Annotated in this window: 18 protein-coding genes; 7 read left to right on the top strand and 11 right to left on the bottom strand. The window is 71.6% G+C overall.

The genetic code is table 11. The annotated features are described in order from the left end of the window. Positions 1–423: 423 nt before the first annotated feature. Together NZH93_RS32255 and NZH93_RS32250 are read left to right on the top strand one after the other, a co-directional pair. A complete protein-coding gene (locus NZH93_RS32255) occupies positions 424–1,536 on the top strand; it encodes a lycopene cyclase family protein (protein WP_259627038.1) in 1,113 nt (370 codons plus the stop codon). Positions 1,537–1,609: 73 nt separating this feature from the next. After that, positions 1,610–3,325 (top strand): bifunctional diguanylate cyclase/phosphodiesterase, encoded by a 1,716-nt coding sequence (locus NZH93_RS32250; RefSeq protein ID WP_259627037.1) that lies wholly within the window; start codon positions 1,610–1,612, stop codon positions 3,323–3,325. On the opposite strand, the gene NZH93_RS32245 is transcribed toward NZH93_RS32250, so the two are convergent. Further along, positions 3,326–4,222 carry a hypothetical protein gene (locus NZH93_RS32245; protein ID WP_259627036.1) on the bottom strand — a complete coding sequence of 299 codons (897 nt, stop codon included), beginning with the start codon at positions 4,220–4,222 and terminating at the stop codon, positions 3,326–3,328. 110 nt (positions 4,223–4,332) lie between these two features. On the opposite strand from NZH93_RS32245, the gene NZH93_RS32240 reads away from it, so the two are divergent. From NZH93_RS32240 to NZH93_RS32230, 3 genes are all read left to right on the top strand, one after another. Further along, positions 4,333–6,906, top strand: coding sequence for a helix-turn-helix transcriptional regulator (locus NZH93_RS32240; protein ID WP_259627035.1), 2,574 nt, complete (start codon positions 4,333–4,335; stop codon positions 6,904–6,906). A 95-nt stretch (positions 6,907–7,001) separates the two neighbouring features. Beyond that, complete coding sequence (locus NZH93_RS32235; RefSeq protein WP_259627034.1) at positions 7,002–8,129, top strand: carboxylate-amine ligase; 1,128 nt, start codon at positions 7,002–7,004, stop codon at positions 8,127–8,129. Positions 8,130–8,228: 99 nt separating this feature from the next. Then, entirely contained in the window at positions 8,229–9,512 is a 1,284-nt protein-coding gene (locus NZH93_RS32230; RefSeq protein ID WP_259627033.1) for a hypothetical protein, read from the top strand. Positions 9,513–9,565: 53 nt separating this feature from the next. On the opposite strand, the gene NZH93_RS32225 is transcribed toward NZH93_RS32230, so the two are convergent. Genes NZH93_RS32225 through NZH93_RS32190 form a run of 8 tightly spaced genes read right to left on the bottom strand, consistent with a single transcriptional unit; the run spans position 9,566 to position 16,192 of the window. Then, the gene (locus NZH93_RS32225; protein ID WP_259627032.1) at positions 9,566–9,961 is read right to left on the bottom strand and encodes a metal-sulfur cluster assembly factor; all 396 of its coding nucleotides are present in this window, start codon (positions 9,959–9,961) and stop codon (positions 9,566–9,568) included. Continuing rightward, a complete protein-coding gene (gene sufU / locus NZH93_RS32220) occupies positions 9,958–10,401 on the bottom strand; it encodes a Fe-S cluster assembly sulfur transfer protein SufU (RefSeq protein ID WP_259627031.1) in 444 nt (147 codons plus the stop codon). Before sufU ends, NZH93_RS32225 begins: the two co-directional genes overlap by 4 nt. A 3-nt stretch (positions 10,402–10,404) precedes the next feature. Next, positions 10,405–11,682, bottom strand: a complete 1,278-nt coding sequence (locus NZH93_RS32215; RefSeq protein ID WP_259627030.1) for a cysteine desulfurase — start codon at positions 11,680–11,682, stop codon at positions 10,405–10,407. A gap of 46 nt (positions 11,683–11,728) precedes the next feature. Next, complete coding sequence (sufC, locus tag NZH93_RS32210) at positions 11,729–12,499, bottom strand: Fe-S cluster assembly ATPase SufC (RefSeq protein WP_259627029.1); 771 nt, start codon at positions 12,497–12,499, stop codon at positions 11,729–11,731. A gap of 22 nt (positions 12,500–12,521) precedes the next feature. Next, complete coding sequence (locus NZH93_RS32205) at positions 12,522–12,830, bottom strand: non-heme iron oxygenase ferredoxin subunit (protein WP_259627028.1); 309 nt, start codon at positions 12,828–12,830, stop codon at positions 12,522–12,524. Next, on the bottom strand, positions 12,827–14,008 hold the full coding sequence (gene sufD / locus NZH93_RS32200; RefSeq protein ID WP_259627027.1) for a Fe-S cluster assembly protein SufD: 1,182 nt from the start codon (positions 14,006–14,008) through the stop codon (positions 12,827–12,829). Before sufD ends, NZH93_RS32205 begins: the two co-directional genes overlap by 4 nt. A gap of 1 nt (position 14,009) precedes the next feature. After that, the gene (gene sufB / locus NZH93_RS32195; RefSeq protein WP_259627026.1) at positions 14,010–15,467 is read right to left on the bottom strand and encodes a Fe-S cluster assembly protein SufB; all 1,458 of its coding nucleotides are present in this window, start codon (positions 15,465–15,467) and stop codon (positions 14,010–14,012) included. After that, positions 15,464–16,192 carry a helix-turn-helix transcriptional regulator gene (locus NZH93_RS32190; protein WP_372506935.1) on the bottom strand — a complete coding sequence of 243 codons (729 nt, stop codon included), beginning with the start codon at positions 16,190–16,192 and terminating at the stop codon, positions 15,464–15,466. The genes sufB and NZH93_RS32190 overlap by 4 nt, the downstream gene beginning before the upstream one ends. Positions 16,193–16,287: 95 nt before the next feature. Here NZH93_RS32190 and mptB point away from each other — a divergent pair, with 95 nt between their 5' ends. Both mptB and NZH93_RS32180 read left to right on the top strand, forming a co-directional pair. Continuing rightward, positions 16,288–17,892, top strand: coding sequence for a polyprenol phosphomannose-dependent alpha 1,6 mannosyltransferase MptB (gene mptB / locus NZH93_RS32185; protein ID WP_259627025.1), 1,605 nt, complete (start codon positions 16,288–16,290; stop codon positions 17,890–17,892). Positions 17,893–17,998: 106 nt separating this feature from the next. Further along, the gene (locus NZH93_RS32180) at positions 17,999–21,841 is read left to right on the top strand and encodes a patatin-like protein (RefSeq protein WP_259627024.1); all 3,843 of its coding nucleotides are present in this window, start codon (positions 17,999–18,001) and stop codon (positions 21,839–21,841) included. Here the strand turns inward: NZH93_RS32180 and NZH93_RS32175 are convergent. Both NZH93_RS32175 and NZH93_RS32170 read right to left on the bottom strand, forming a co-directional pair. Continuing rightward, positions 21,781–23,799 carry a glycosyltransferase gene (locus tag NZH93_RS32175; RefSeq protein WP_259627023.1) on the bottom strand — a complete coding sequence of 673 codons (2,019 nt, stop codon included), beginning with the start codon at positions 23,797–23,799 and terminating at the stop codon, positions 21,781–21,783. The genes NZH93_RS32180 and NZH93_RS32175 overlap by 61 nt on opposite strands. Further along, positions 23,796–24,446, bottom strand: a complete 651-nt coding sequence (locus NZH93_RS32170; RefSeq protein WP_259627022.1) for a DUF998 domain-containing protein — start codon at positions 24,444–24,446, stop codon at positions 23,796–23,798. Before NZH93_RS32170 ends, NZH93_RS32175 begins: the two co-directional genes overlap by 4 nt. Positions 24,447–24,545 lie beyond the last annotated feature (99 nt).

The raw sequence follows: 24,545 nt of genomic DNA, 5'->3' as shown, positions 1-24,545 counted from the left end.
TCGATTCGCATTGAGTGCGACCCGATCCGGGGCAGGTATTCGGTATTTCGTTTGTGTCTGAAGCTTAGCAACTCCGTTTTCGCCTTGTCAAATCGGCCGTTTCGGACCGTTTCGCTCAGCAGAAACTCGCTTCGCATTCAGTTTGCTATGTTCCAGAAGTTATCCGAACCGCATTTCCCTTGTCAAATCGGCCTCTTCGAGGAATCCGACCCAGCAAGGAACGCTGGTACTTCATGTAGTTCTGGGGTTTTGCCCCGCTCCGTTCCGTTTCCGGCCCGTTCCGCGCTGGCAGAGAGAAACTTACACGGGCCTCCAACGGCTCTTCAACGGGGGGTCCCCTAAAGCTCGCACAACCCGCTGACGTGCGGAATCACCCCCGATCGGGCGCGGCGGAACACCAGGGGGTCGGGATAACGTCGATCCGTGGACGTGATCGTGCTGGGTGGTGGACCCGCTGGGCGGGCGTTGGCGGGCTCCTGTGCGGAGGCCGGACTGGAGACGACGCTCGTCGACCCCCGCCCCGACAAGCCGTGGACGTCGACCTACGGCGCGTGGGCGGATGAACTGCCGAAGGAAACTCCCATCGCGGTGCGCGCGCCTGTGACGCGGGCCATCGGCGTGGAGCACCACGTGCTGGACCGCGAATACGTGGTCCTGGACAACACGCGGCTCCACCTCCTCCCACCCGCGGTGCGCGTGGAGGTCGGCAAGTCCACCAGCATCACGCTCGGCCCGCACCGGTCGTCCGTGCGGCTGGCCGACGGGCGGACGTTGACGGCCGCGCTCGTGGTCGACGCCACCGGGGCGCCGCCGAGTCGGGGCCGGGTGGAGCAGACGGCCGCGGGTGTCGTCGTCACCAAGGAAGAGGCGAAGGCCGTGCTCGACGACGGTGAGGCGCTGATCATGGACTGGCGGCAGCCGCCGGTGACGGGCGTCGAGTGGCCGACCTTCCTCTACGCCGTCCCGCTCGGCCCGGACCGCGTGCTGCTGGAGGAGACGTCGCTGGCGCGGCGGCCCGGTCTTCCCGTCGCCGAGCTGCGGACGCGGCTGGCGTCGCGGCTCGCGGGGCACGGCATCGCGCCGACGACCGTGGAGGAGCAGGTGCGCTTCCCGGTGGACCTGAGCCGGCCGACGCGGTTGACGTTCGGCGCGGCGGCGGCGCTGGTGCACCCCGCGACCGGGTACAGCGTCGCGACGACGTTGACGCTGGCCCCGCTGGTGGCCGAGGCCGTCGCCGACGCGTTGCCGAAGGGTCCGAGGGCCGCGCGGGCGGCGGCGAAGCAGATCGTCTGGTCCCCGGCCGCGAAGCTCGTGCACACGATGCGCCGCCACGGGCTGCGCGCGCTGCTGGCGATGCCGCCGGAGCAGGTGCCGGAGTTCTTCGACCTGTTCTTCCGGCTCCCGGACGAGCTGCGGCGCTCCTACCTGTCCGACCGGGAGGACGTGGCCGGGGCGACGAAGGCGATGGCCGAGCTGTTCCGGCACGCGCCGTGGCGGTTGCGCCGAACGCTGGTGCTGGCGCCGCAGGACCGGTGACACCGGTCGAAGATGTCGTGAACACCTGGTGAACCACCTCGGCAAACGATGATCGACCAGGCACGATCGTCGGGTGCCCGCGTTGCTGGATGACGTCCGATTCGCCTTCCAGCCGCTGTTCAACCTCCACACCGGGGGTGTCGTCGCGGTCGAAGCGCTGGCCCGGCCTCATGACGGCGGCGTGCAGGACCTGCTGCGCATGGCCTACCGCGCGGGGTACCTGACGAACACCGATGTCGCCCTGGCCTGCCGTGCCGTCGGGTTCGCGGCGGACCACGACCTCGGGTTGCCGCTGCACCTCAACCTGCTGGCGATGACGGTCGCCGACCGGCCGGAGTTCCTCGCCCCGCTCTACGGGGCGCTGCGCGACGCGGGCCGCGACCCGTCGACCGTCGTGGTCGAGATCGGCACCCCGTACTCCCGTGCTCGGCGCGGGCTGCTGGTGCGCGGGCTGGAGCGGTTGCGCGCGGACGGGTTCCGGATCGGCCTGGACGGGGTCGGTGAGGGTGACGTGCCGTTGAGCCTGCTCACGGAGGCGCGGCCGGACGTGGTGAAGCTGGACCGCGAGGTCGTGGCCGGGCTGCCGGAGGACCCGTCGGCGGCGGCGCTGGTGCAGGCGCTCCAGCACATCGCCGAGCACACGGACACCCAGGTCGTGGCCGAGGGCGTGGAGTCCGAGCCGGAGCTGGCGGCGCTGCGCAGGCTCGGGGTCCGGCTGGCGCAGGGCAACCTGCTGGCGATGCCGTCGCGAAGACCGAAGGTCGACGCGACCATCTCGGCGGTGTTGAGCGAGGCCAACGACCCGGAGGCGGTGACGCGCACCGGTCCGATCCGGCGGTTGGCCGGGCCTCGGGTGACGGACTTCCTGCACCCCGCGACCACGCTGCCGGAGGACGCGACGTCCGAGCAGGTGCGCGAGGTGCTGGCGGGGCAGCCGAGCCTGAGCGGTGTGGTGCTGGTCGATCCCGACGGGCGTCCGCGCTGGTCGGTGGACCGCAACCGGTTCCTGCTGTCGGTGACCGGCCCGTACGGGCACGCGCTGCACGCCCGGCGGGACGCGGCGCGGCTGGCGGACCGGCCGCACCTGGTCGGCACGGGCACGTCGGCGGTGGAGCTGCTGGAGGTGGTCGCGCACGCCGCTCGGGAGCGGACCAACGATGACCTGGTCGTGGTGGACGCCGACGACCGGTGCCTCGGTGTGGTCCGGGTGGCGGACGTGGTGCGCGGGATCGCCGAGTTGAAGGTGGAGCAGGCGGCGGCGCTGAACCCGTTGACCCGCTTGCCGGGCAGTGAGGCGGTCGAGCGCGAGGTGGACCGGCGGATCATGTCGGGTGACTACTTCGCCGTGGGCTGGTTGGACGTGGACGGGTTCAAGCGGGTCAACGACGGCGTCGGGTTCGCGGCGGGTGACGAGCTGATCCGGGCGATCGGCCGGGCGCTGTCGGAGGCCGCGGCGGAGTGGCCGTCCGCGCAGGTGGGTCACGTGGGCGGGGACGACTTCCTGGTCGTGGCCGGGTTGGACGAGATCGTGCCGATGGCGACCGGCGTGCTGGACGCGGTGTTCGACGCCGAGGGCATGGTGGTCACGCTGTCGTTCGCGACGCTGATCTGCGCGGCGGGCTCGGTGCCGTCGTACCGGGAGGTGTCGCGGTTGCTGGCGCCGTTGAAGGCGCAGGCGAAGTCGTTGCACGGCAGTAGCTGGGTGCTGGGCAGGCCGGGCAACGAGCGGGCGGACGTGCTGCGCGGCAGGCCGGTCGGGGAGACCGGGTCCCCCCGACCGGCGGCGTGATCAGCGGATCGCGACGGACAGGACGTTGCTCCACCGGGCGAAGGCGGGTGCCTGGCCGGGGTCGTCGAGGAACACCCTGAGGAACACCTCCGCGCCGATGGCGTCGGGGACGTCGCGCGGGACCTCGACGTTGACCTGGTCGACGGCCGTGATGCCGGGGGCGGGCCCCGCGTAGGGCACCTGGGCGCCGCAGATGAACGTGCCGGGCCGGTACTCGCCCCCGGAGACGACCCCGCCGAACACGACGCAGGCGTTGCGACCGGGCGTGCGCAGCCTGATGCCCGTGCCGTAAAGCACCAGGAACACGCGGTCACCCGCCGGACCGAGGTCGACGCCCCCGCTGATGGGCTCCTGCGACTGGCTGCCGTCGGCCCGCACCCGCAGGACGTACCCGGCGGGCAGGCCGAAGCCCGTGGAGTCGGCGGAGAACAGTCCGGGGGTGATCCCCCTGATCGGCAGCGGTTTCCTGGACACGGTGTTCCCGTTGGTCGTGTCGACCAGCCTGACCTCGCCGATCAGCGAGTCGTGCGGCACGAACGGGGCGTTCGCGCGCGGCAGGTAGAAGTTGACCTGGCCGAACGACACGAACGTCAGGCACGCGGTGAGCTGGTGGCCCTGGTGGTCGGTCAGCACGACGGCGCGGTTGGCCAGCACCTGCGTGCACGGCGTCGGCGCCGCACTGGCCTGGAACGGCGCGAGGTTAGTGCCGAACGCGACGGCGGACGACTCCAGCGCGACGCCGTCGCGCGACTCCCCGATGGGCAGGTCGGCGGACCTGCCGTACCCGGCCGCGTTGACCACGGCGTCGAGTTGGCCGACCGCCGCCGAGGCGGTGACCGGTGGTGCGAGCAGCACCGCGAGCGCCGCGATGGCCAGTGCGGCGAGATGGTTGCGCATGGCTTCCCTCCTTGTGGCTCGTAGGACGACGCGGGACGCTACGAGTGGCCGGAACCTGTTGGTAGAGCAACGGAATTGCTCTGCCTGGGCCGAACGGCGGAGGGGACGTGATGGCACCTCGTCGACCACTGCTGGGTGATGGGTGGCCGCTGGTCGGGAGGGACGCGCAGTTGCGCGCGGTCGTCGGGGCGGCGGGGGTGGTCGGTGGTGTCGTGCTCTCGGGTGCGGCGGGCGTCGGCAAGACCAGGCTGGCCAGGGAGGCCGCGCAGCGGTTCGCGGCGGGTGGTCGCGCGGTCGAGTGGGTGACCGCGACCCGTGCGACGGCGGTGATCCCGTTCGGCGCGGTGTCGCACCTGCTGCCCGACGACGGCGTGCCGGGCGGGAACCGGGTGGCGGCGTTGCGCGCGGTGGCGCGGCGCTTCACCTCGCGGGCGGACGCGGTGGTGGTCGTGGACGACGGCCACCTGCTGGACGACGCGTCCGCCGCGGTGGTGCTGCACCTGGTGGCGCACGGTCTGGCGTTCGTGGTGCTGGCGCTGCGCGACGGCGAACCGTGCCCGGACGCGTTGACGTCACTGTGGAAGGAGGGGCTGACCGAGCGGATCGAACTGCCGTGGCTGTCGCCGTCCGCTGTGGACGAACTGCTGGACCGCGCGTTCGACGGCGCGCTGGACCCGGTGAGCCGCAGGCGGCTGCGCCGGGTGAGCGCCGGGAACCCGTTGCTGCTGCGGGAAACTCTGCGGTCCGGTGTGGACAGTGGTTCGCTCAGGCGCCGGCGGGGTGTGTGGCGGTGGGCGGGGGTGGCGAAGCCGACCACCCGGCTGGTCGAGGTGATCACGGACCGCCTGCGGGTGGTGGACGAGTCGGTGCGCGAGGTGCTGGAGGCGGTCGCGTGCGGTGAGCCGCTTCCGTTGGCACTGCTGGAGAACGTGGTGTCCCGGCGGTCGGTCGCGCGGGCCGAGCGCGACGGGCTGGTCGTCACCGAACGCGCGGGTGCCCGCCTCGTGTGCAGGCTGGGGCACCCCCTCTACGGCGAGGTGCTGCGCCGGACGACGTCGCCCGCGCGGATCAGGGACATCGCGGGCGGTCTGGCGGACGCCGTGACCCGCACCCCCATGCGCCGTCGCGACGACGCGCTGCGAGCAGGCCTCTGGTACCTGCAAGCGGGGTCGCCGGGGAACCCGGAGGTGATGCTGGCCGCGGCGGAGCAGGCGATGGACCGGTTCGACCTGCCCACCGCCGAGCGCCTCGCGCGGGCGGCCGTCGAGCACGGCGGCTGGCGGGCGGAGCACGTGCTGGCGGAGGTGCTGAACCACTCCGGCCGCTACGACGAGTCCGAGGCCGCGATGCCCGTGGCGCCGGAGGACGTGTCGGCGCGGGTCCGCTGGGCGGTCACCCGTGCCGACGTCCTCTTCTGGGGCGAGGGTGACGCGGCGGGCGCGGAACGCGTCCTGGTCGACGCCGAGCACTGCGTGGCCGAGGCCAGCCGGTCGTGGATCCTGCTGTTCGACGCCCGCTGCGAGGAGGCGCTGCGCGTCGGCGCGGCCGTGCTGCGCCGCCCGGACGTCGATCCCCAGTCCACCGCCTGGGCCGGCACCGCGGCCGGGGCGGCGGCGGGACTGCTGGGGCGGTACGACCGGGCCGGGGCGATCCACCGGCACGCGCTGGCCGTGGCGGAGGCCCACCGGGAGCGGTTCCCGTGGGGGCCCGTGCAGGTCGACTTCGGCTACTGCATGGGACTGCTCGCGGGTGGCCGCGTGGTCGAGGTCGCGGCCATCGCCGAGGACCGGTACGCGGCGGCCGTGGCCGAGGAGATGACCACGCTGGTCGGCGCGTGGGCCGGGATGCGCGGCGCGGCGGCGAAAGCCCGAGGGGACGTCGCGCTGGGCGCGGCGGCGTTGCGCGAGTCGCTCGTACTGCTGGCGGGCTACGACACGTTCCGCCTGGCCGCGCCCAGCCTGGCCGAACTGGCGGGCGCCCACGCGCTGAACGGCGAGCCGCGGTTGGCGGCGCGGCTGCTGGACCGGGCCGACCGCCGCGTGACCCGCCTGTTCCTGCCGTGGATCGCGCTGGACCGGGCCTGGGTGCTCGCGGCGGGCGGTGACGGCCGTGCCGCGGCGGGCACGGCCAGGGAGGCGGCACGAACCGCGGCGGACCACCACCTCCCGACCATGGAGGCGATGGCCCTCTACGACGCCGCCCGCCTGGGTGACGCCGCGGGCGTGCGGGACCGGCTGGCCGCGCTGGCGGAAACCATGGGCGACGGGCTGGTGCACGCGTTCGCCTCCGCCACCGCCGGGCTGGCGGACGACGACCCGGAGCAGCTCGACCAGGCCGGTCTCGTCTTCGCCGCGCACGGCCTGACCGTGCACGCCGCGGAGGCGGCGGCCGTGGCCTCGCGGCTCTACCGGTCGGCGGGCCTGCGGTCCCGCGCCAACGCCGTCGCGGAGCGCACCACGTCGACCGCCCGGACCCCGCTGCTCGACCGGGCCGTCGGCAGCACGCTGACCAGGCGCGAACGCGACGTCGCCCGGCTGGCGGCGGAAGGCCGGTCGAGCAGGTGGATCGCGGAGCACCTCGCGCTCTCCCGGCGTACCGTCGACAACTACCTGGGCCGCGCGTACGCGAAACTGGGCGTCAGCAGGCGCTCGGAGCTGGCAGCCGTCCTGGGGGTTCGAAACTGACGCCATCCGCGCGCACAGTTCGCCAATACGCCGCATGTGCCCCGGGTTCGTCACTCATAGCATTGATCGGACTACCCTGAGCACCGGGAGCCATCGTGGGCACGACCGAGACCAGTCAGCTTCCCCGTCCCCGAACGCTCTTCGACAAAGCCCTCACCGTGGGCGTCGAGGAGGAGTTCCTGCTGGTGGACGCGGTGACGCGGACTGTCGCGCCGCTCGCGCCCGCCGTGCTGGGCACCGAATCGCCGTACGACCTGCAAGCCGAGCTGACGGAGTTCCAGGTCGAGAGCGCCACGCCGGTGTGCCGGTCGATGAGCGAGGTGCGCGACTCCCTCGTGGCCACCCGGTCGGCGTTGAAGAGCATGGCCGCGACCCACGGGGCGAAGATCGTCGCCACCGGCACGCCGATCCTCGGGGACGTGAAACCGGTTCCGCTGACCGACGACCCCCGCTACCGGCGGATGGTGGGCGAGTACGGGAAGCTGGTCCAGGAGCTGACCATCTGCGGCTGCCACGTGCACGTGGGCATCCCGGACGACGACGCGGGCGTGCTGATCAGCAACCACCTGCGCCCGTGGCTGCCGGTGCTGCTGGCGCTGAGCGCCAACTCCCCGTTCGTGGACGGCCGGGACACGGGCTACTCGTCGTGGCGCTACCTGTCCTGGAGCCCGTGGCCCTCCGCCGGGGCGCCGCCGCACTTCGCGTCCGGCGAGGAGTACCAGCAGGCGAGGCGAGGCATGCTGGACAGCGGGGCGGCCATGGACACGGCCACCGTCTACTGGGACGTCCGGCTGTCCGCCAATCACCCGACCGTGGAACTGCGGGTGTGCGACGTGGCCGCGACGGTGGACGAGGCCGTGCTGATCGCGGCGCTGACCCGTGGCGTGGCGGCCATGGCGCTCAGCTCACGCGTGCCCGCGCTCGACGTGGCACCGCACGCCCTGCGAGCGGCGCTGTGGCGGGCGGCCAGGGACGGCGTGGAGGGCACGAACGTCGACCTGCGCACCGGCGCGCTGGTCCGGGCGTCGACGCAGGTCCAGGAGTTGGTCACGTGGGCGCGGCCCGCGCTGGAGGCCGCGGGCGACTACGAGCTGGTGACGGACGGGGTGGACCGGGTCCTGCTGGACGGTTCTGGGGCGGCCCGGCAGCGGAGGGCGTTCCAGCGGCGGGGGGAGCTGGTGGACGTGGTGGACCTGCTGGTGGAGCAGACGGCCGCGGGGTAGTTCGTCGATTCGGACCCGTGCCCGCCGGTGATCGGCGAAACTCGTCGGATGGCTGCTTGGTGGCGTCGACGGACGACCAGAACCCCTCATTCCCACACCGTGACGAACGCGATCTACGGTTCCGCGAAGAACGTCCTCCAGGTGGGCGAAGTCCGCAACGTCGTGTTCTCCGCGTCGGACGGGCCGGGCACGAACGCCCTGCCCGGAGAGCCTGATCACGAGGTGGAGTTCCAGCCGGTCTTTGAGGCGGCGGGCGGCGCCGCGCGTCTCGGTCACGCACTGGGCAGGGTGTTGCGGGAAGGGCCGGGGTGGGTGCAGCACTTCGAGGGCACGCCCGCGCAGCCACCCGTCGTGATCCACAAGCAGCCGGGACGACGGGCGGGGGTCGCCACCCGAGCGCTGTGGGAGGTGCTCGGCGCCTTCGGGTTCCCGGACGGCGGGACGGCGGGAGTCGGTTTCCCGCTGTCGGATCCACGCTCGCCAGGTCGGATCGTCGGTTTGGACGACGACGTCGTCGAACTGGCGGGGGGCTCTTGGAGCCCACGGGGCCAGATGGTTCGCCGGTCGACCGACGAGTGGGTGTGGCGTCCGCAGGTTTCGTTCGACGACGAGGCGTTCCGGATGGGTGACCTGTGGGACACGTCGTCCAGCAGGGTGGATCTTCGACTCAGGGTCGCGGCGAGGGTCCCGTTCGCCACCGACGACCTGAGGATCACCGCCGACGGCCGAGTTCGTCTGGTCGCCGCCCTCGACCTTTCCAGTGCCACCGAGTTCGGCAAGCGCTTGGCCGAGCGGTGGGGACTGGCGGCCGAGGACGTCACCTGGCAGGAGGTCAACGGGCCGCACGACCACAACAACACTCGGTTCAGCGCTCACCAGCTCGCGTTCGTCGGCGAGGACGATCGCCCCGCGCTGGCGCTGGTGGTGCACTCGTGCCTGGCCCCCAACGGATTCAGCGGCGCGGAGATCGTGGTCGACCTTCGAGTCGACTTCGGCGCGATCACGAAAGCGGTGGAGGTGGCCGAGGACCCGCGCTTGACGCTCGACGAAGCCAGGGACTTCTTCACCCACGGGTGGCACGTCTCCACCACGACGGCGCTGCTCGCCTTCACCGAGGACCCCGTCGCACTTCCCCCCGCCGGCGCGCCGCGGTTGGAGCTCTACCTGCAAGGCGAACGTCCCGGAACCAGCGGGGACGAACGGCCGATGACGATCCTGGACATGGTCGACCTGTCGGAGTTCGGTGAACCCCGCACGATCCGGTCCGGTCCGCTGGCCGTCGGCGTGACGACACCGGTAGGCCTGCCGCTGGACGAGGTGAGGACGCACGCGGGTGAAGCGGTGCGGCGGATGGCGGAGACCTACGGGTTCACCGGCGCCTGAAACGCGAAAGGGCCCGCCCGAAATTCGGGCGGGCCCTTCGGCACGTCTTCCGGTCAGACCGTGAACCCCAGCGCGCGGAGCTGCTCGCGGCCGTCGTCGGTGATCTTCTCCGGGCCCCACGGCGGCATCCACACCCAGTTGATGCGGAAGTCGTCCACCAGGCCACCGCCCGGTCCGCCGGTCAGCGCGGCGCGGGTCTGGTCCTCGATCACGTCGGTCAGCGGGCAGGCGGCCGACGTCAGCGTCATGTCGATGATCGCGACGTTGCCCTCCTCCACCCGGAGGTCGTACACGAGGCCCAGGTCGACGACGTTGATCCCCAGCTCGGGGTCCACGACGTCGCGCATGGCCTCTTCCAGGTCGTCGATCGCGGCCACGTCCGCCTTGGGGGACGGCGGCACGGGCAGCCCCTCGACGCCGCGGACCACCTCGGTGTCCTGCTCGCTCATGCCTTTGCTCCTTCGCTGCGGGCGACCGCGTCCTTGAAAGCCATCCACCCGAGCAGCGCGCACTTGACGCGCGCCGGGTACTTCGAAACGCCCGCGAAGGCGATGCCGTCCTCCAGGACGTCCTCGTCGGGTTCCAGGGTGCCGCGGCTCTGCATCAGCTCGACGAACGCGTCGAACTTCTTGAACGCCTCGCCCACCGACTTGCCGATCACCAGGTCCGTCAGCACCGAGGTGGAGGCTTGGCTGATGGAGCAGCCCTGCCCGTCGTACGACACGTCCGCGACGGTCTCGCCGTCCAGCTTGACGCGCAACGTCACCTCGTCACCGCAGGTCGGGTTGACCTGGAACGACTCGGCGTCGTACGGGTCGCGCAGACCGCGGCCGTGCGGGTTCTTGTAGTGGTCCAGGATGATCTCCTGGTACATCTGCTGGAGCTGCATGCGTCATCCCGCCCCGAAGAACCGCTGCGCCTCGCGGACACCGTCCAGCAGTGCGGTCACCTCGTCGAGGTCGTTGTAGAGGTAGAAGGAAGCCCTGACGCTGGCCTGCACGCCCAGCCTGCGGTGCAGCGGCCACGCGCAGTGGTGGCCGACCCGGACGGCGATGCCGAGGCTGTCCAGCACCTGGCCCGCGTCGTGGGCGTGCACGCCCTCGATGTCGAACGACACCGCGCCACCGCGGTCCACGGCGGACGTCGGGCCGATGATCCGCACACCGCGGATCTCGCCCAGCCCGGCCAGCGCGGCCTCGGTGAGCAGGTGCTCGTGCGCGGCGACGCGGTCCATGCCGACGGCGGACAGGTAGTCCACCGCCGCGCCGAGACCGATGGCCTGCGACGTCATCGGCACACCCGCCTCGAACCGCTGCGGGGGCGGCGCGAAGGTCGACTTCGCCATGTGGACCATCTCGATCATGGATCCACCGGTGAGGAACGGCGGCAGCGCCTCCAGCAGTTCACGCCTGCCGTAGAGCACGCCGATCCCGGACGGGGCCAGCATCTTGTGGCCGCTGAAGACCGCGAAGTCCACGCCGAGTGCGTGGAAGTCGACCTTCGAGTGCGGCACCGACTGGCACGCGTCCAGCACGGTCAGCGCGCCGACCCGACGAGCCGCGGCGACGAGTTCCGCCACGGGGTTCACGGTGCCCAGGACGTTGGACTGGTGGGTGAACGCGATGACCTTGGTCCTCGGCGTCACCAGTTCGTCCAGTGTGGACAGATCCAGCCTGCCCTCGTCCGTGACGCCGAACCAGCGGAGCGTCGCGCCGGTGCGCAGGCAGAGCTGCTGCCACGGCACCAGGTTCGCGTGGTGCTCCATCTCGGTGATCAGGATCTCGTCGCCGGGGCCGACCAGGAAGCGCGCGGCCTCCGGGCCCGCCGTGGCGGCGTTGCCCATCGCGTACGCGACGAGGTTGACGCCCTCGGTGGCGTTCTTGGTGAACACGAGCTCGTCGGGCGTGGCGCCGATGAAGTCGGCGATCCGCGCCCGAGCGCTCTCGTACGCGTCCGTCGCCTCTTCGGCGAGCTGGTGCGCGCCGCGGTGCACGGCCGCGTTCGACGTCTCCAGGAAACGCCGTTCCGCGTCGAGCACCTGCGTCGGCCGTTGCGAGGTGGCGCCGGAGTCCAGGTAGACCAGCCTCTTGCCTTCACGAACGGTGCGCGCCAGGATCGGGAAGTCCTCGCGCAGTGCGACGACGTCCAGCGGAGTGGCTGTGGTGGTCACTGGTCCGACGCCTCCTCTCGGTACGGGTCCTACAGGTGCAACAACCTCAGACCTTCGCTGCTTCCGCGCTGCCGGTGTACTTCACGTAACCCTCGTTCTCCAGCACGTCGGCCAGCTCCGGGCCGCCGGACTCGACGATGCGGCCGTTCGCGAAGACGTGCACGAAGTCGGGCGAGATGTACTTGAGGATCCGGGTGTAGTGCGTGATCAGCATGACGCCGACCTCACCGGAGGCCTTGTAGCGGTTGACGCCCTCGGACACGACGCGCAGCGCGTCGACGTCCAGACCGGAGTCGGTCTCGTCCAGGATCGCGATCTTCGGCTGGAGCAGGCCGAGCTGGAGGATCTCGTGGCGCTTCTTCTCGCCGCCGGAGAAGCCCTCGTTCACGCTGCGCTCGGCGAAGGTCGGGTCGATGTCCAGTTCGGACATCGCGCCCTTGACCTCCTTGACCCAGTGGCGCAGGTTCGGGGCCTCGCCGCGGACCGCGGTGGCTGCGGTGCGGAGGAAGTTCGACATCGAGACGCCGGGAACCTCGACCGGGTACTGCATCGCGAGGAAGAGACCCGCGCGGGCGCGCTCGTCGACGCTCATCTCCAGCACGTCTTCACCGTCCAGCGTCACGGAACCGGAGGTCACCGTGTACTTCGGGTGGCCCGCGACGGCGTAGGACAGGGTGGACTTGCCGGAACCGTTGGGCCCCATGATGGCGTGCGTCTCGCCCGCCTTGATCGTCAGGTCGACGCCCTTGAGGATCTCCTTGGGCGCTTCGTCGGTGACGACCGAGACGTGCAGGTCCTTGATCTCAAGCGTGGCCATGCTGCTGTTCTCCCGTGGTCAATCAGGTTTGGGGGACGGCGACGTACACGTCGCCGTCGCGTACTTCGACGGAGTAGACGTCGACGGGCTCGCTGGCGGGCGGTGAGGACGGCTCACCGGTGGTGAGGTCGAAGCGGGAACCGTGCAGCCAGCACTCGATCCCCTGCTTCGTCACCTCGCCCTCGCTCAGCGACACCGCCGCGTGCGAGCACAGGTCGTGCAGCGCGTGCACCCGCTCCCCGTCGCGGACGACGACGACGGGGGTGCCGTCGACGTCGACCGCGAACGGCTTGCGGTCGTCCAGTTCGGACAGTGCACAGGCCTTGATCACACGCCTACTGCTTCCAGCTCGGCCTCGATCGCGGCCTCGAGGCGCTCGCGCACCTCGGGAACGGTGATCTTCAGCAGGATCTCGTGGAAGAAGCCGCGCACGACCAGGCGCCGCGCCTGGTCCTCCGGGATCCCCCTGGCCTGCAAGTAGAAGAGCTGCTCGTCGTCGAAGCGGCCCGTGGCGCTCGCGTGGCCCGCGCTGACGATCTCGCCGGTCTCGATCTCCAGGTTCGGCACCGAGTCGGCGCGGGCGCCGTCGGTGAGGACCAGGTTCCGGTTGAGCTCGTACGTCTCGGTGCCCTCGGCCGCCGCGCGGATCAGCACGTCGCCGATCCACACCGTGTGCGCGCCCTCGCCCTGCAACGCGCCCTTGTAGACGACGTTGCTGCGGCAGTTCGACACCGCGTGGTCGATGAACGTGCGGTGTTCGAGGTGCTGGCCGTGGTCGGCGAAGTACAGGCCGTTCAGCTCCGCGTCGCCGCCCTTGCCCGTGTACGTCACGGTCGGGGTGAGGCGGACGACGTCGCCGCCCAGCGTGATGGCCGTGTGCCGGAAGGTCGCGTCGCGGCCGAGCGAGGCGTGGTGCGACGAGACGTGCACCGCGTCGTCGGCCCAGTCCTGGACCGAGATGACGGTGAGGTGCGAGCCGTCGCCGACCACGAACTCGACGTTGTCCGCGTACGCGCCCGAGCCGCGGTGGTCGATCACCACGACGGCCTTGGAGAACAGCTCCGTGCGGATCTGGAGGTGCCCGTAGGCGACCTGCCCGACACCGGCGCCGGTCACGGTGACCAGCGTCGGGTCGGTGATCTCCGCGTTCTTGCCGACGGTCAGCAGCGTGCCGTCGGTGAAGGACGACCACGCCTGCGCGGCGATCCGGTCGCTGGGGGTGCCCGCGACACCGAGCCGCGCGTCGCCGCGCTGGACGGTCTCGACGGCGACGCCCTCGGCGGCCTTGACCTCCACGGAGGCGGAACCCGTTGCCGGAGCGCCGTCGTGCAGGTTGGCGAGCCGCTTCATCGGGGTGAAGCGCCAGATCTCCTCGCGGCCGCCGGGCACCTCGAAGGCGTCGACGTCGAACGAGGCGAAGTGGTCCGCCCGCGACGACACCGGGATCGCTGCCCCGGCGCCGTGCGAGTGGTCGGACAGGCCGTGCTGGGCCTCTGTTGAAACGGCCATGTCAGCCGACGGCCCCTTCCATCTGGAGTTCGATCAGGCGGTTCAGCTCCAGCGCGTACTCCATGGGCAGCTCGCGCGCGATGGGCTCGACGAACCCGCGCACGATCATGGCCATGGCCTCGTCCTCGGTGAGGCCGCGCGACATCAGGTAGAACAACTGCTCGGCGGACACCTTCGAGACCGTGGCCTCGTGGCCCATCTGCACGTCGTCCTCGCGGACGTCGACGTAGGGGTAGGTGTCCGAGCGGCTGATGTTGTCGACCAGCAGCGCGTCGCACTTCACCGTGGACTTCGAGTGGTGCGCCCGCTTGTTGATCTGCACCAGGCCGCGGTACGACGTGCGGCCACCACCGCGGGCCACCGACTTCGACACGATCGTCGAGGAGGTGTGCGGTGCCATGTGGACCATCTTCGCGCCGGCGTCCTGGTGCTGGCCCTCGCCCGCGAACGCGATCGAGAGGACCTCGCCGTGGGCGTGCTCGCCCATGAGGAAGACCGCCGGGTACTTCATGGTCACCTTGGAACCGATGTTGCCGTCGATCCACTCCATGGTCGCGCCCTCTTCGGCCTTGGCGCGCTTGGTGACCAGGTTGTAGACGTTGTTCGACCAGTTCTGGATCGTCGTGTAGCGGCAGCGGCCGCCCTTCTTCACGATGATCTCGACCACGGCCGAGTGCAGCGAGTCCGAGGAGTAGATCGGCGCCGTGCAGCCCTCGACGTAGTGCACGTAGGCACCCTCGTCGACGATGATCAGCGTGCGCTCGAACTGGCCCATGTTCTCGGTGTTGATCCGGAAGTAGGCCTGGAGCGGGATGTCCACCTTGACGCCCTTGGGGACGTAGATGAACGAGCCGCCGGACCACACCGCGGAGTTCAGCGCGGAGAACTTGTTGTCACCCGAGGGGATGACCGACCCGAAGTACTCCTGGAAGAGCTCCGGGTGCTCCTTCAGCGCGGTGTCGGTGTCCTTGAAGATGACGCCCTGCGCCTCCAGGTCCTCGCGGATCTGGTGGTAGACGACCTCGGACTCGTACTGCGCGGCGACACCGGCCACGAGGCGCTGCTTCTCCGCCTCGGGGATGCCCAGCCGGTCGTACGTGTTCTTGATGTCCTCCGGCAGGTCCTCCCACGAGGTCGCCTGCTTCTCGGTCGAGCGCACGAAATACTTGATCGAGTCGAAGTTGATGCCGGAGAGGTCGGAACCCCACGTCGGCATCGGCTTCTTCTCGAACAGGCGCAGCCCCTTCAGGCGGTGCTCCAGCATCCACCCCGGTTCGCTCTTCTTCGCCGAGATGTCCCTGACGACGTCCTCGTTCAGGCCTCGGCGTGCGCTCGTACCGGCGGCGTCCGAGTCGGCCCAGCCGAACTCGTAGTTGCCGATACTCGCCAGGGTCTCTTCCTGGCTGAGCGGCTCAGACTGCACCGTGGTGGGCGTGCGCTGCTCGGCAGCGGCAGTCATGCGGGCTCCCCTCCATCTGGGGTCTTTGCGGTGTTCGGGATGTGCGTGGTGCACACGGCGTCGCCGCGTGCGATCGTCGCCAGTCGCTGCACGTGGGATCCGAGGAGGTCGGCGAACGTCGCCGTCTCGGTCTCGCACAACTGTGGGAACTCGGCAGCCACGTGGGCGACCGGGCAGTGGTGCTGGCACAACTGCTCCCCCGCGCCCACGTTGCGCGTCGAGGCAGCGTATCCCTCCCTGCTCAGCGCGCTCGCAAGGGCCTTGGCCCTCTCGACCGGACCGGGGAGGGACGCGATGGCGGCGCGGTGCCGGTCGACCAGTGCGGTCATCCGGCGTTCCGCGAAGGCCCGTACCGCCTCATCCCCGCCCTGTTCGGCGAGGAACCGCAGAGCGGCCACGGCGAGGTCGTCGTAGGCGTGCCCGAACCGGGCCCGTCCCGACTCGGTCAGCAGGAAGAGCTTCGCCGGGCGGCCACGACCGCGCTGGCCCGTCCGGGGTGCTTCCCTGCTGGTCGCCTCGCCGTCGGCGACGAGGGCGTCGATGTGCCTGCGCACCGCCGTCGGGCTGAGTCCGAGCACCTCGGCGACTGCCGCCGCGGTGACCGGGCCCTGCTCCAGCAGCAGCCTGGCGACGCCCCGCCTGGTCCGCCCGTCGTGCCCGTGGGGCGCGAAGGGTGCTTCGACACCGCCTGTGGAGGCGGGCGAATCGGTCCCGGCGTATTTCACAACACCAGTGTTGCTTATTTCGGTCGAGGTCGCAAAGATCCGCCCCGGTCGGGTGACCCGAGTCACCCGTCGCACCTGGTCGCTACCCTCTCGACGTGGCGGCAGGCGGAGTGGGGACCAGTGCGGCAGTGACGGCGACCGAACCCGGTCCACTCGACGCGCCCGAACGCAGGCAGCTCGACGTGATCCGGCGGTGGGGCACGGTCGGCGCCCTGCTGATGGTGGTCGGCTCGCTGGGCGCGGGCGCGGCCCCGGTCTTCAGCCCGCTGCCCGGCACGCCCGTGCTCGGTCTGTTCGTGCGGATGCCCAGCGTCGCGATCGGACTCGTGTGGACCGGCGTGTTCATGATCGTCTCGGCGTGGCTGTGGCTGGCCAGGTTCGTCCGCCCCGGCCGGGTCCGGCTGGCCACCCGCAGCCAGGTGGACCGGACCCTGCTCATGTGGACGATGCCGCTGGTGTTCGCGCTCCCCATGTTCAGCCGCGACGTCTACAGCTACCTCGCGCAGAGCGAGATCGCCGCCCGCGGCCAGGACCCGTACGCGCTGGGCCCGGCCACGGCGCTCGGCGTGGAACACCCGCTGACGATGAACGTGCCGAACATCTGGCGCGAGACCCCGGCCCCGTACGGCCCGCTGTTCCTGGCCGGGGGCCGGGTCATCGCGATGCTGACCGGCGACCACGTCCTGCCGGGCGTCTTCCTGCACCGCCTGCTGGCGCTCGTGGGCCTGGCGATGATCGTGTGGGCGCTGCCCAGGCTCGCCCGCCGCTTCGGCGTCCCCCCGGTGGGCGCGCTCTGGCTGGGCGCGCTCAACCCGCTGGTGCTGTTCCACATCGTCATCGGCGTGCACAACGACGGTCTGGCGATCGGCCTCATGCTCGTCGGCCTCGAACTCGCGCTGCGGAAGATGCCGGTCGTCAAGCGCGGGGCCGCGCCACCACCCGTGACCCGCGAGGAGCTGCTGTGGGTCGTCCTGGGCGCCACCATGATCGTGATGGGCGCCATGGTGAAGATCCCGGCGATGCTCGCGCTCGGCTTCCTCGGCGTGATGGTCGCGCGCAGGCTCGGCGCCAGGTTCTCCGACCTCGTGCGGGCCGCCGCGTTCATGACGGTCGTGGCCGCCGCCGTCACCGCGCTGGTCTGCCTCGGCACGGGCTACGGCTTCGGCTGGACGTCGACGCTCAACGTGGCCACCACGGTGAAGAGCTGGATGTCCCCGCCGACGGCGCTCGGCTACCTCGCGGGCGGCTTGGGCATCACCCTGTCTCTGGGCAACCACACCGAGGCCACCATCGCCCTGGCGAGGATCCTGGGCCAGGCGGTGTCGGTGGCGATCGTGGTCACCCTGCTGTGGAAGAGCTTCCGGGGCCGGATCAAGGCGGTCAACGGCCTCGGCGCGGGCCTGGGCGCGGTGCTCGTGCTGGGCCCGGTGCTCCAGCCCTGGTACGTCCTCTGGGCGGCGTTGCCGCTGGCGACCGCCGTGGTGGCCAAGCGCTTCCGCGGCTTCGCGATGACGACGAGCGCCTTCATCGCCATCATCCTGCCCCCGACGGGCTCGACCTTCGACGGCCGCGCCTACGTCGTGCCGCAGGCCGTGACGGGGGCGGTGATCACCTTCGTGGTGTGCGTGCTGGTGGCCCGCAAGCAGCTCTACCCGCTGATGCGCCGGGACCCGCTGCCACCGACCAGCGACTACCGCTGACCGACTCCACCGGAAACGCGCGGTCCGCACCTCGTCATTCCGAGCCGCGGACCGGGGTTTGCCGGCAAGATCGCCCCGTCGTGGCGGTCCGACGGAGGAGTCCCACATGGCCGAGGTGCCCCAGGAGCAGATCAGGTTCGCCGTGGTCCTCAACGGCGGCGTGAGCCTCGCCGTCTGGATGGGCGGGGTGGTACTGGAGCTGGACCGGCTCACCCGGCAGGGCACCACCTACCAGCACCTGCTCCGGATGGTCGGCTGCACGGCGCGGGCCGACGTCATCACCGGCACGTCCGCGGGCGGCATCAACGGCGCCGCGCTGGCGATGTCGCAGGTCAGCCACAACGCCGACCTCACCCGCCTGCGGGACCTCTGGGCCGAGCAGGGCCGCATGGAACAGCTCCTGCGCACCCCCTTCCAGGGCCAACCGGTGTCGCTCCTGCGGGGCGACGAGTTCTTCCTCCCGCGCTTGCAGGAGATGCTCGGCAGGCTCACCACCGACTTCTCCCCCACCAGGCCCGAGGACCGCCCGGTGGACCTGCGGATCACCACCACACTGCTGGGCGGCGTCCCCAAGGTCTCCTACGACGACCTCGGCCAGCCCCTGGTGCAGGTGGCCGACCAGGGCAGCTTCTCCTTCCGCCGGGACGCCTACGACTGGGCGACCCCGCCGGACGAGACCACCGGCCGCGACGACTTCGCCGCGGAGGACCTCCCCCGCCGCGTCCTCCAGATGGCCCTGGCCGCGAGGTCATCGGCGTCGTTCCCCATCGCGTTCGAGCCGTCCTTCATCCCGGTCAACGGCCAGTCGACCCCGACCAAGCCCGACATGGGTGACGTGGCGTCCTGGGCCAGGCACAGCGACGCCGACCGGTCGCGCTTCGCCGTGGACGGCGGTGTCCTGGTCAACACCCCCACCCGCGAAGCACTCGAGGCCATCGACCGCATGCCCGCCAACGGCCCGGTGCGGCGGGTGATGCTCCTGGTCTTCCCGCACGCCGAACCGGAGGGCGCCGAACCGCCCGCGCACCAGCGCAGGGAGGTCCCGAGCACGGTCAGCACCGCCGTGAAGGTGCAGGGCGCGTGGTCGGGGCAGGGCAGCCGCACGTACGTGGAGAAGATCGAGGAGCACAACCGGCTCGCCGCGTGCAGGCGGGGCGGCCGCAACTCGCTGCTGGAACGGCTCGCGGGCGGCCTGGCGAACAACCACAAGGCGCCGACGACCGTCGCGGAGAAGGCCTACGAGCTGGCGAACACCCTGCACGAGCACTACGAGGACGTGCGGATCCGGCTGGCGGCGCGGGACGTCACCACCCGCCAGTTCTCGGTGCGGGGGTCGAACACCGCGGGCTGGTCGTTCGAACGGGTGCGCGCGGCGGCCGAGTCGGCGCAGCGGGAGTGGCGCAAGAAGTACGGGACGCTGCCGTACGTGCCGTCCCGGCACCTGCCGTCGCCGCTGGCCGCGACCGGCTGGCAGTGGGGCGTGACGATGGCGGACACGCTGGCGTCGTCGGCGATGGACCTGCTCAAGCGGATGGTCTGGGTGGTGCCGGACACCGAGGAGGGGCCGCTGCGCGGCGCGTGCGTGCTGGTCGCCGAGTCCCGGACCAGGCTGCACCGGGTGCGGGCGACGCTGCGGCAGCTCCGGGAGAAGATCGACGTCACCTGGACGGGTGAGAACTCCGGGACGCTCAACCAGGCGTACTGGAGCGAGCGGCTCGGCGTCTACGACCAGCGCATGACGTTCGGCGAGACCGGGTCGATCGGCGCCGACGTGCGGGCGAGCGTGATCGAGATCGGGCTGCTGGTCGACGGGGCGCAGAAGATCCTCACGCTGATCGACGACGCCGACCGGCTGGAACTGGGCGGGCTGGCGCCGTGGCGGGCGCTGCTGACCACGGAGCTGACGCCGCGCGAGGCGCGGGCCGGGCTGGTCGCGGGCCCGGAGGTGTGGCTGTCGCGGCTGATGGCGCTGGAGATCTCGACCACCTGCCTTGCCGACGACTCGCGCGCGGGCGTGGACCAGGCCGTGGAGCTGGTGCAGATCAGCCTCCAGACGCGCAACGCGTTCGCCACCAGGAGCACCACCGCCGACGACAAGGCCGGCGGGGCGTCGCTGAGCCGGTTCTCCGGGTTCCTCAAGCGGTCGTGGCGGGTCAACGACTGGATCTGGGGCAGGCTCGACGGCGCCACGATGCTGTGCAAGGTGGTCTTCGACCCGCAGCGGCTGCGCCGGATGGACCTGCTCACCGCCGCGGGCGCCGACGGCCGCGAGGACCCCGGCCGGGCGCGGCAGCGGGCCTACGACCAGGTCGACGACCTGGTGGACGAGCTGTTCGGCGGCGCGACCCCGGAGCTGGCGCCGCCGATCGCGGCGGCGAAGAAGGAGCTGGCCGGGATCTACGCCGAGGACGTCCTCGAAGGCGACCTGCCGCCCACGGCGGGCGCGCTCGCCGAACTGGCGGCGTGGGGCCTGCACGTGCGGATCATCTGCGAGGAGCTGCCCGCGCTGCGCGGCGCGATCCTGGCCGACCGCGAGGACGGCGGCGACCCGCGGTCGCGCGGCGAGCTGTTCCTGGAGGAGCACCGGACGCTGCTGGAGCGGTTGAGCGCGCCGGTGGACTTCGACACGCCGTCGACGCGCGCCCGCAGCGCCGCGATCGGGTTGCAGGCGCTGCGGGCGTTCGACGAGGCGGGCATCGGGCGCGAGCCGATCTCGCAGGAGGCGGGCAGCGACCAGATGATCCGCACGGCCGCCACCGCGGCGGCCGTCGCGGTGACCGTGGCGGACAGCAAGAACTCCGGGCTGGCCGCGCTGAAGCCGGTGACCAGGGTGCTGCGCGGGGCCGCGCTGCTGCCGTACTGGACGATCACCGGGCTCACCAGGGGCGGGAAGCTGGCCCAGTTCCTCGGTTCCCTCGGCTTCGCCGTCGGCGGCGCGCTGCTCGTGCTGGCGCTGTTCAACCTGCTGCCGAACTGGGCGCTCGGTCCGGCGGCGGCGCTGGGCGGCGGCACGCTGATGGCCGCTTTCGGTTACGCCGCACTGCGTTCCGGGACGCTCCTGCACGGACTGGTGCTGCTCTCACCGGTGATCCCGCTGGGAGTCATCGCGATCGACCGGACGCGGGCCGCGCTGAACTCCGGCGCCGCGGGCGAGGACGCCGCGACCGGCATGGTCGCCGTCGGCGGTGTCGCGCTGCTCGTGCTGGCGCTGCTGGTGATCGGCAGCCTGCCCGCGCCGATCCGCACGCCGTTCGCCGTGTTCAAGGACAAGCGCACCTACAAGCGGATCGGCAAGGTGGTGTGGCGGCTGGCGGCCGTCGCCGCCGTCGGGCTGGCCGCGCTGGCCGTGATCCGCTACGAGCTGTACGACCTCGACTGGCTGCGCTCGCCCCTCGCGGTCGTCGCCGCGGCGGCGGCCGTCGCCGTCGGGGCCGCGTGCGCGACGACCGGCGGTCGGTCGTTGCAGCGGTGGCGCAAGCACAACGGCCTGTGGGGCACCGAGAACGCCGAGGCCCCTGCCGCCGCGACCGCGGGCTGGGCCGTCGTCTACGGCATCGGGTTCCTGCTGGTGGCCGTGGTGCTGCTGCTCGGCGGGATCCGCTTCCTCGGCTGGGAGTCGGTGCTCGCCACCTCGCTGGTGTTCGGTCTGCTCCTGGTGCTGGTGACGAGCTGGTGGGTACCGATGCGGGCCCGGCGCGCGATCGTGAAGACCCTGGTGCGGCAGGCCGATCCGGCCCGCGACGGGACGGACGCCGCGGACGCCCTGCTGGTGAAGCTGGAGAACCACGCGCTGCTGTACCGGTTCCTGGTCGACAAGCGCGAGGACGGCGGGCTGGTGCTGAAGCCCGCCGCCCTGCGCGTGGTCGAGACCATCCGGGCCGAGGGTGCTCAGGCCGCCAGTTCGGCGACCGGACGGGCGACCGCGGGGAGCCCGAGCAGCCCGGCGTAGATGCCCTCGAACTCGTCGAGCGTGTCGCCGATGGCGTGGCGCGCGATCAGCTCGCTGCTCGCCGCGCCCATGCGGGCGGTCACCGACGGGTCGGCCAGCACGCCGTGCAGCCGGTCGGCCAGGCCGCGGACGTCGCCGGGCTGGAACAGCCAGCCGTTGCGGCCGGGCCGGACCAGGTGCGGCAGCGCCATCGCGTCCGCGGCGACGACCGGCGTGCCCGCGGCCATCGCCTCCATGGTCGCGAGGCTCTGGAGCTCGGCGACACCGGGCATGCAGAACACGTCGGCGTTCGCGTAGGCGTCGAGCAGGGCCTCCTCGTCGACGAAGCCGCGGAACCGCACGCGGTCGGTGACGCCCAGGTGGGCCGCGAGGAGTTCCCACTCGGCGCGGCACGAGCCGTCGCCGACGATCTCGGCGCGCAGCCTCGGCACCAGCGCCAGCGCCCGCAGCAGCTCGTCGACCCGCTTCTCCTCGTCGAGCCTGCCGACGAACAGCACGGTCGGGTGGTCGTCGACGCGGGTGCGCTCGCGCAGCCGGTACCGGTCGATGTCGATGCCGCACGACACCGGCACCGCACGGCGCGGGAAACCCTTGTCGTGCAGCAGTTCCACCGCTCGGGGCGTCGGCGCGGTGACGGCGTCGGCGACCGAGTACACCTTGGTCAGGTCGCGCCACGCCAGGCGGGACGCCGCCCGCTGGAGCCAGCGCGGGACGTGCGCGTGGCCGAACAGGTTCTCCGGCATGAAGTGGTTGGTCGCCACGGTCGGGATGCCGCGCTCGGCGGCCTGGCGGAGCACCTGGCGGCCGATCATGAAGTGCGCCTGGACGTGCACCACGTCGGGGTCGAGCTGGTCGAGCAGGTCGCTGACCGGGCCGCGCACGTCCTTGGGCAGGCACACCCGGAAGCCCCGGTAGAACGGCGTACGGCGGGACCGCAGGCGGTGCACGGTGATGCCGTCGGCGATCTCGGTCCTGGCCGGGCCCTCGGGGTCGGCGCAGATGACGTGGACGTCGTGCCCGCGACCGGCCAGGCCGACCGACAGGCGGTGCGCGAAGCGAGCGGCGCCGTTGACGTCCGGGGGGAAGGTTTCCGCCGCGATGACGATCCGCAGTGCGCGTCCGTTGCTCACGAGCTTCTCCGATCTGGTGGGTGGTGTTTCTCGACGGGCGAGCACGCAGACGCCGCCGATGGCGAGCGCGGCGCACACGATCTGGGCCAGGGCGGTCCACCCGGTGGTGCGGGCGGACTCCCCCAGCAGTCCGGCCCCGATGCCGACGGCGACCAGCGGGTCGATGACGGTGAGGCACGCGACGGTGAGGTGGGCGGGGCCGCCCGCGTAGGCGTGCTGGATGAACCAGCCGCCGACGAGCAGCGCGACGAGGATGCCGAGCACGGACGCGGCGGACGCGAGGTCGAACGCGCCCTGCTGGACGTCCTGGGAGACGGCCCGCATGAGCACGGACACGTAGCCGTAGGCCACGCCGCCCGCGACGCCGAAGGACAGCGCCCTGATGTGCGGACGTCCGCTGAGGACGCCCAGGAGGCCGGGGACCGCGATCAGGCCGAGCACGAGCAGACCGGCGCTCAACTCCGCCTCGGGCGCGACCTGCGTGGCCGTGGCGCTGCCCGCCGCGAGCAGCACGAACGCGCCGACGCCGAGCGTGGTGAGCGCCACGGCGGGCAGCGCCCGGCGGCGGCCGTCGAGCAGCGCGGTCATGCCGATCGCCAGCACCCCGACGGGCTGCACGACGGTCAGCGGGGCCATTCCGAGCGCCACGGCGTGGACGCCCGCGCCCGCCACGAGCAGGAGCAGGCCGCCGAGCCAGCGCGGGCGGCGCAGCAGTTCGGCGATCCGGGGTCCGCCGTCGCCCTGCCCCACGGCGCTGTGCTGGAGCCGAGCGGCGAACGCGAAGAACGCGGCGCCCACGACGGCCAGCAGGATCGCGATGCCGGTCACGCGGTCACCTCCCCCGTGCGCCGCTGCGGCGCCGTGTCCCGCCAGAGCGCGGCGGCGAGTGCGAACAGCAGGCCGTAGAGGACGGCGAACAGGATTCGTTCGGCCAACCCCAGCAGCACTGCCCCGTCTCCCGGAAAAACAACCGGCACGTGGCTGAGAAGAAATAGGAAACTGGTTATCCCGCTGGCCAACGAAAGACGTCGGACAGTGGTACTCGGGATGAATCTCCGGGAAATGAGCAAACCAGCCAGCGGCAGGCTCACGAACATCACCGCGCCCGCGTAGCGGTGCACGGCGCCGGAGAGGGTAGTGGGGGTTCCGGTGGGGTCGGTGGGGAACACGGCGGCGGTGGTCAAGCCCGCCGCCCACAGGCCCACCAGCACGGTGATCGGCCCACGACGCGGCAGACCCGCCCCGAACAGGGCGATCAGCAGCACGACGGAACCCGCGGCGAGCGACAGCGCCGTCACCGCGAGCAGCCCGGTCCCGTTGGCGACGAAGATGTAGTCGCTGATCGTGTGGCTGATGGGACTAATCTGACCCGCCGACGCCACGTGCAGGTAAACAATCGGGAACAACGACAGGACCAGGCTCGCAACAGCGAGTGGCGCGAGCACCGCCCGCCTTTTTGCCTGAATCTCGGCCATGTCGGAATGATCGCGCAAATATGTTTCCGCAGGTATGGGGAATTTCCCCGAGTCGACCCTGAAGCCACCCCGAGGACCCTGGTGGGGTTGACCCCACCA

The organism is Umezawaea endophytica, assembly GCF_025061645.1.
Taxonomy (GTDB): Bacteria; Actinomycetota; Actinomycetes; order Mycobacteriales; family Pseudonocardiaceae; genus Umezawaea; species Umezawaea endophytica.
Note: the sequence above shows the minus strand (reverse complement) of the source record. Positions and strands in the feature narration are given on the sequence as shown.

Excerpts from the sequence above, each read along its gene's own strand:
- NZH93_RS32245 (WP_259627036.1), bottom strand. The coding sequence starts at position 4,222 with ATGCGCAACCATCTCGCCGCACTGGCCATCGCGGCGCTCGCGGTGCTG.
- NZH93_RS32240 (WP_259627035.1), top strand. The coding sequence starts at position 4,333 with ATGGCACCTCGTCGACCACTGCTGGGTGATGGGTGGCCGCTGGTCGGG.
- NZH93_RS32225 (WP_259627032.1), bottom strand. The coding sequence starts at position 9,961 with ATGAGCGAGCAGGACACCGAGGTGGTCCGCGGCGTCGAGGGGCTGCCC.
- sufU (WP_259627031.1), bottom strand. The coding sequence starts at position 10,401 with ATGCAGCTCCAGCAGATGTACCAGGAGATCATCCTGGACCACTACAAG.
- sufC (WP_259627029.1), bottom strand. The coding sequence starts at position 12,499 with ATGGCCACGCTTGAGATCAAGGACCTGCACGTCTCGGTCGTCACCGAC.
- sufD (WP_259627027.1), bottom strand. The coding sequence starts at position 14,008 with ATGGCCGTTTCAACAGAGGCCCAGCACGGCCTGTCCGACCACTCGCAC.
- sufB (WP_259627026.1), bottom strand. The coding sequence starts at position 15,467 with ATGACTGCCGCTGCCGAGCAGCGCACGCCCACCACGGTGCAGTCTGAG.
- NZH93_RS32180 (WP_259627024.1), top strand. The coding sequence starts at position 17,999 with ATGGCCGAGGTGCCCCAGGAGCAGATCAGGTTCGCCGTGGTCCTCAAC.
- NZH93_RS32170 (WP_259627022.1), bottom strand. The coding sequence starts at position 24,446 with ATGGCCGAGATTCAGGCAAAAAGGCGGGCGGTGCTCGCGCCACTCGCT.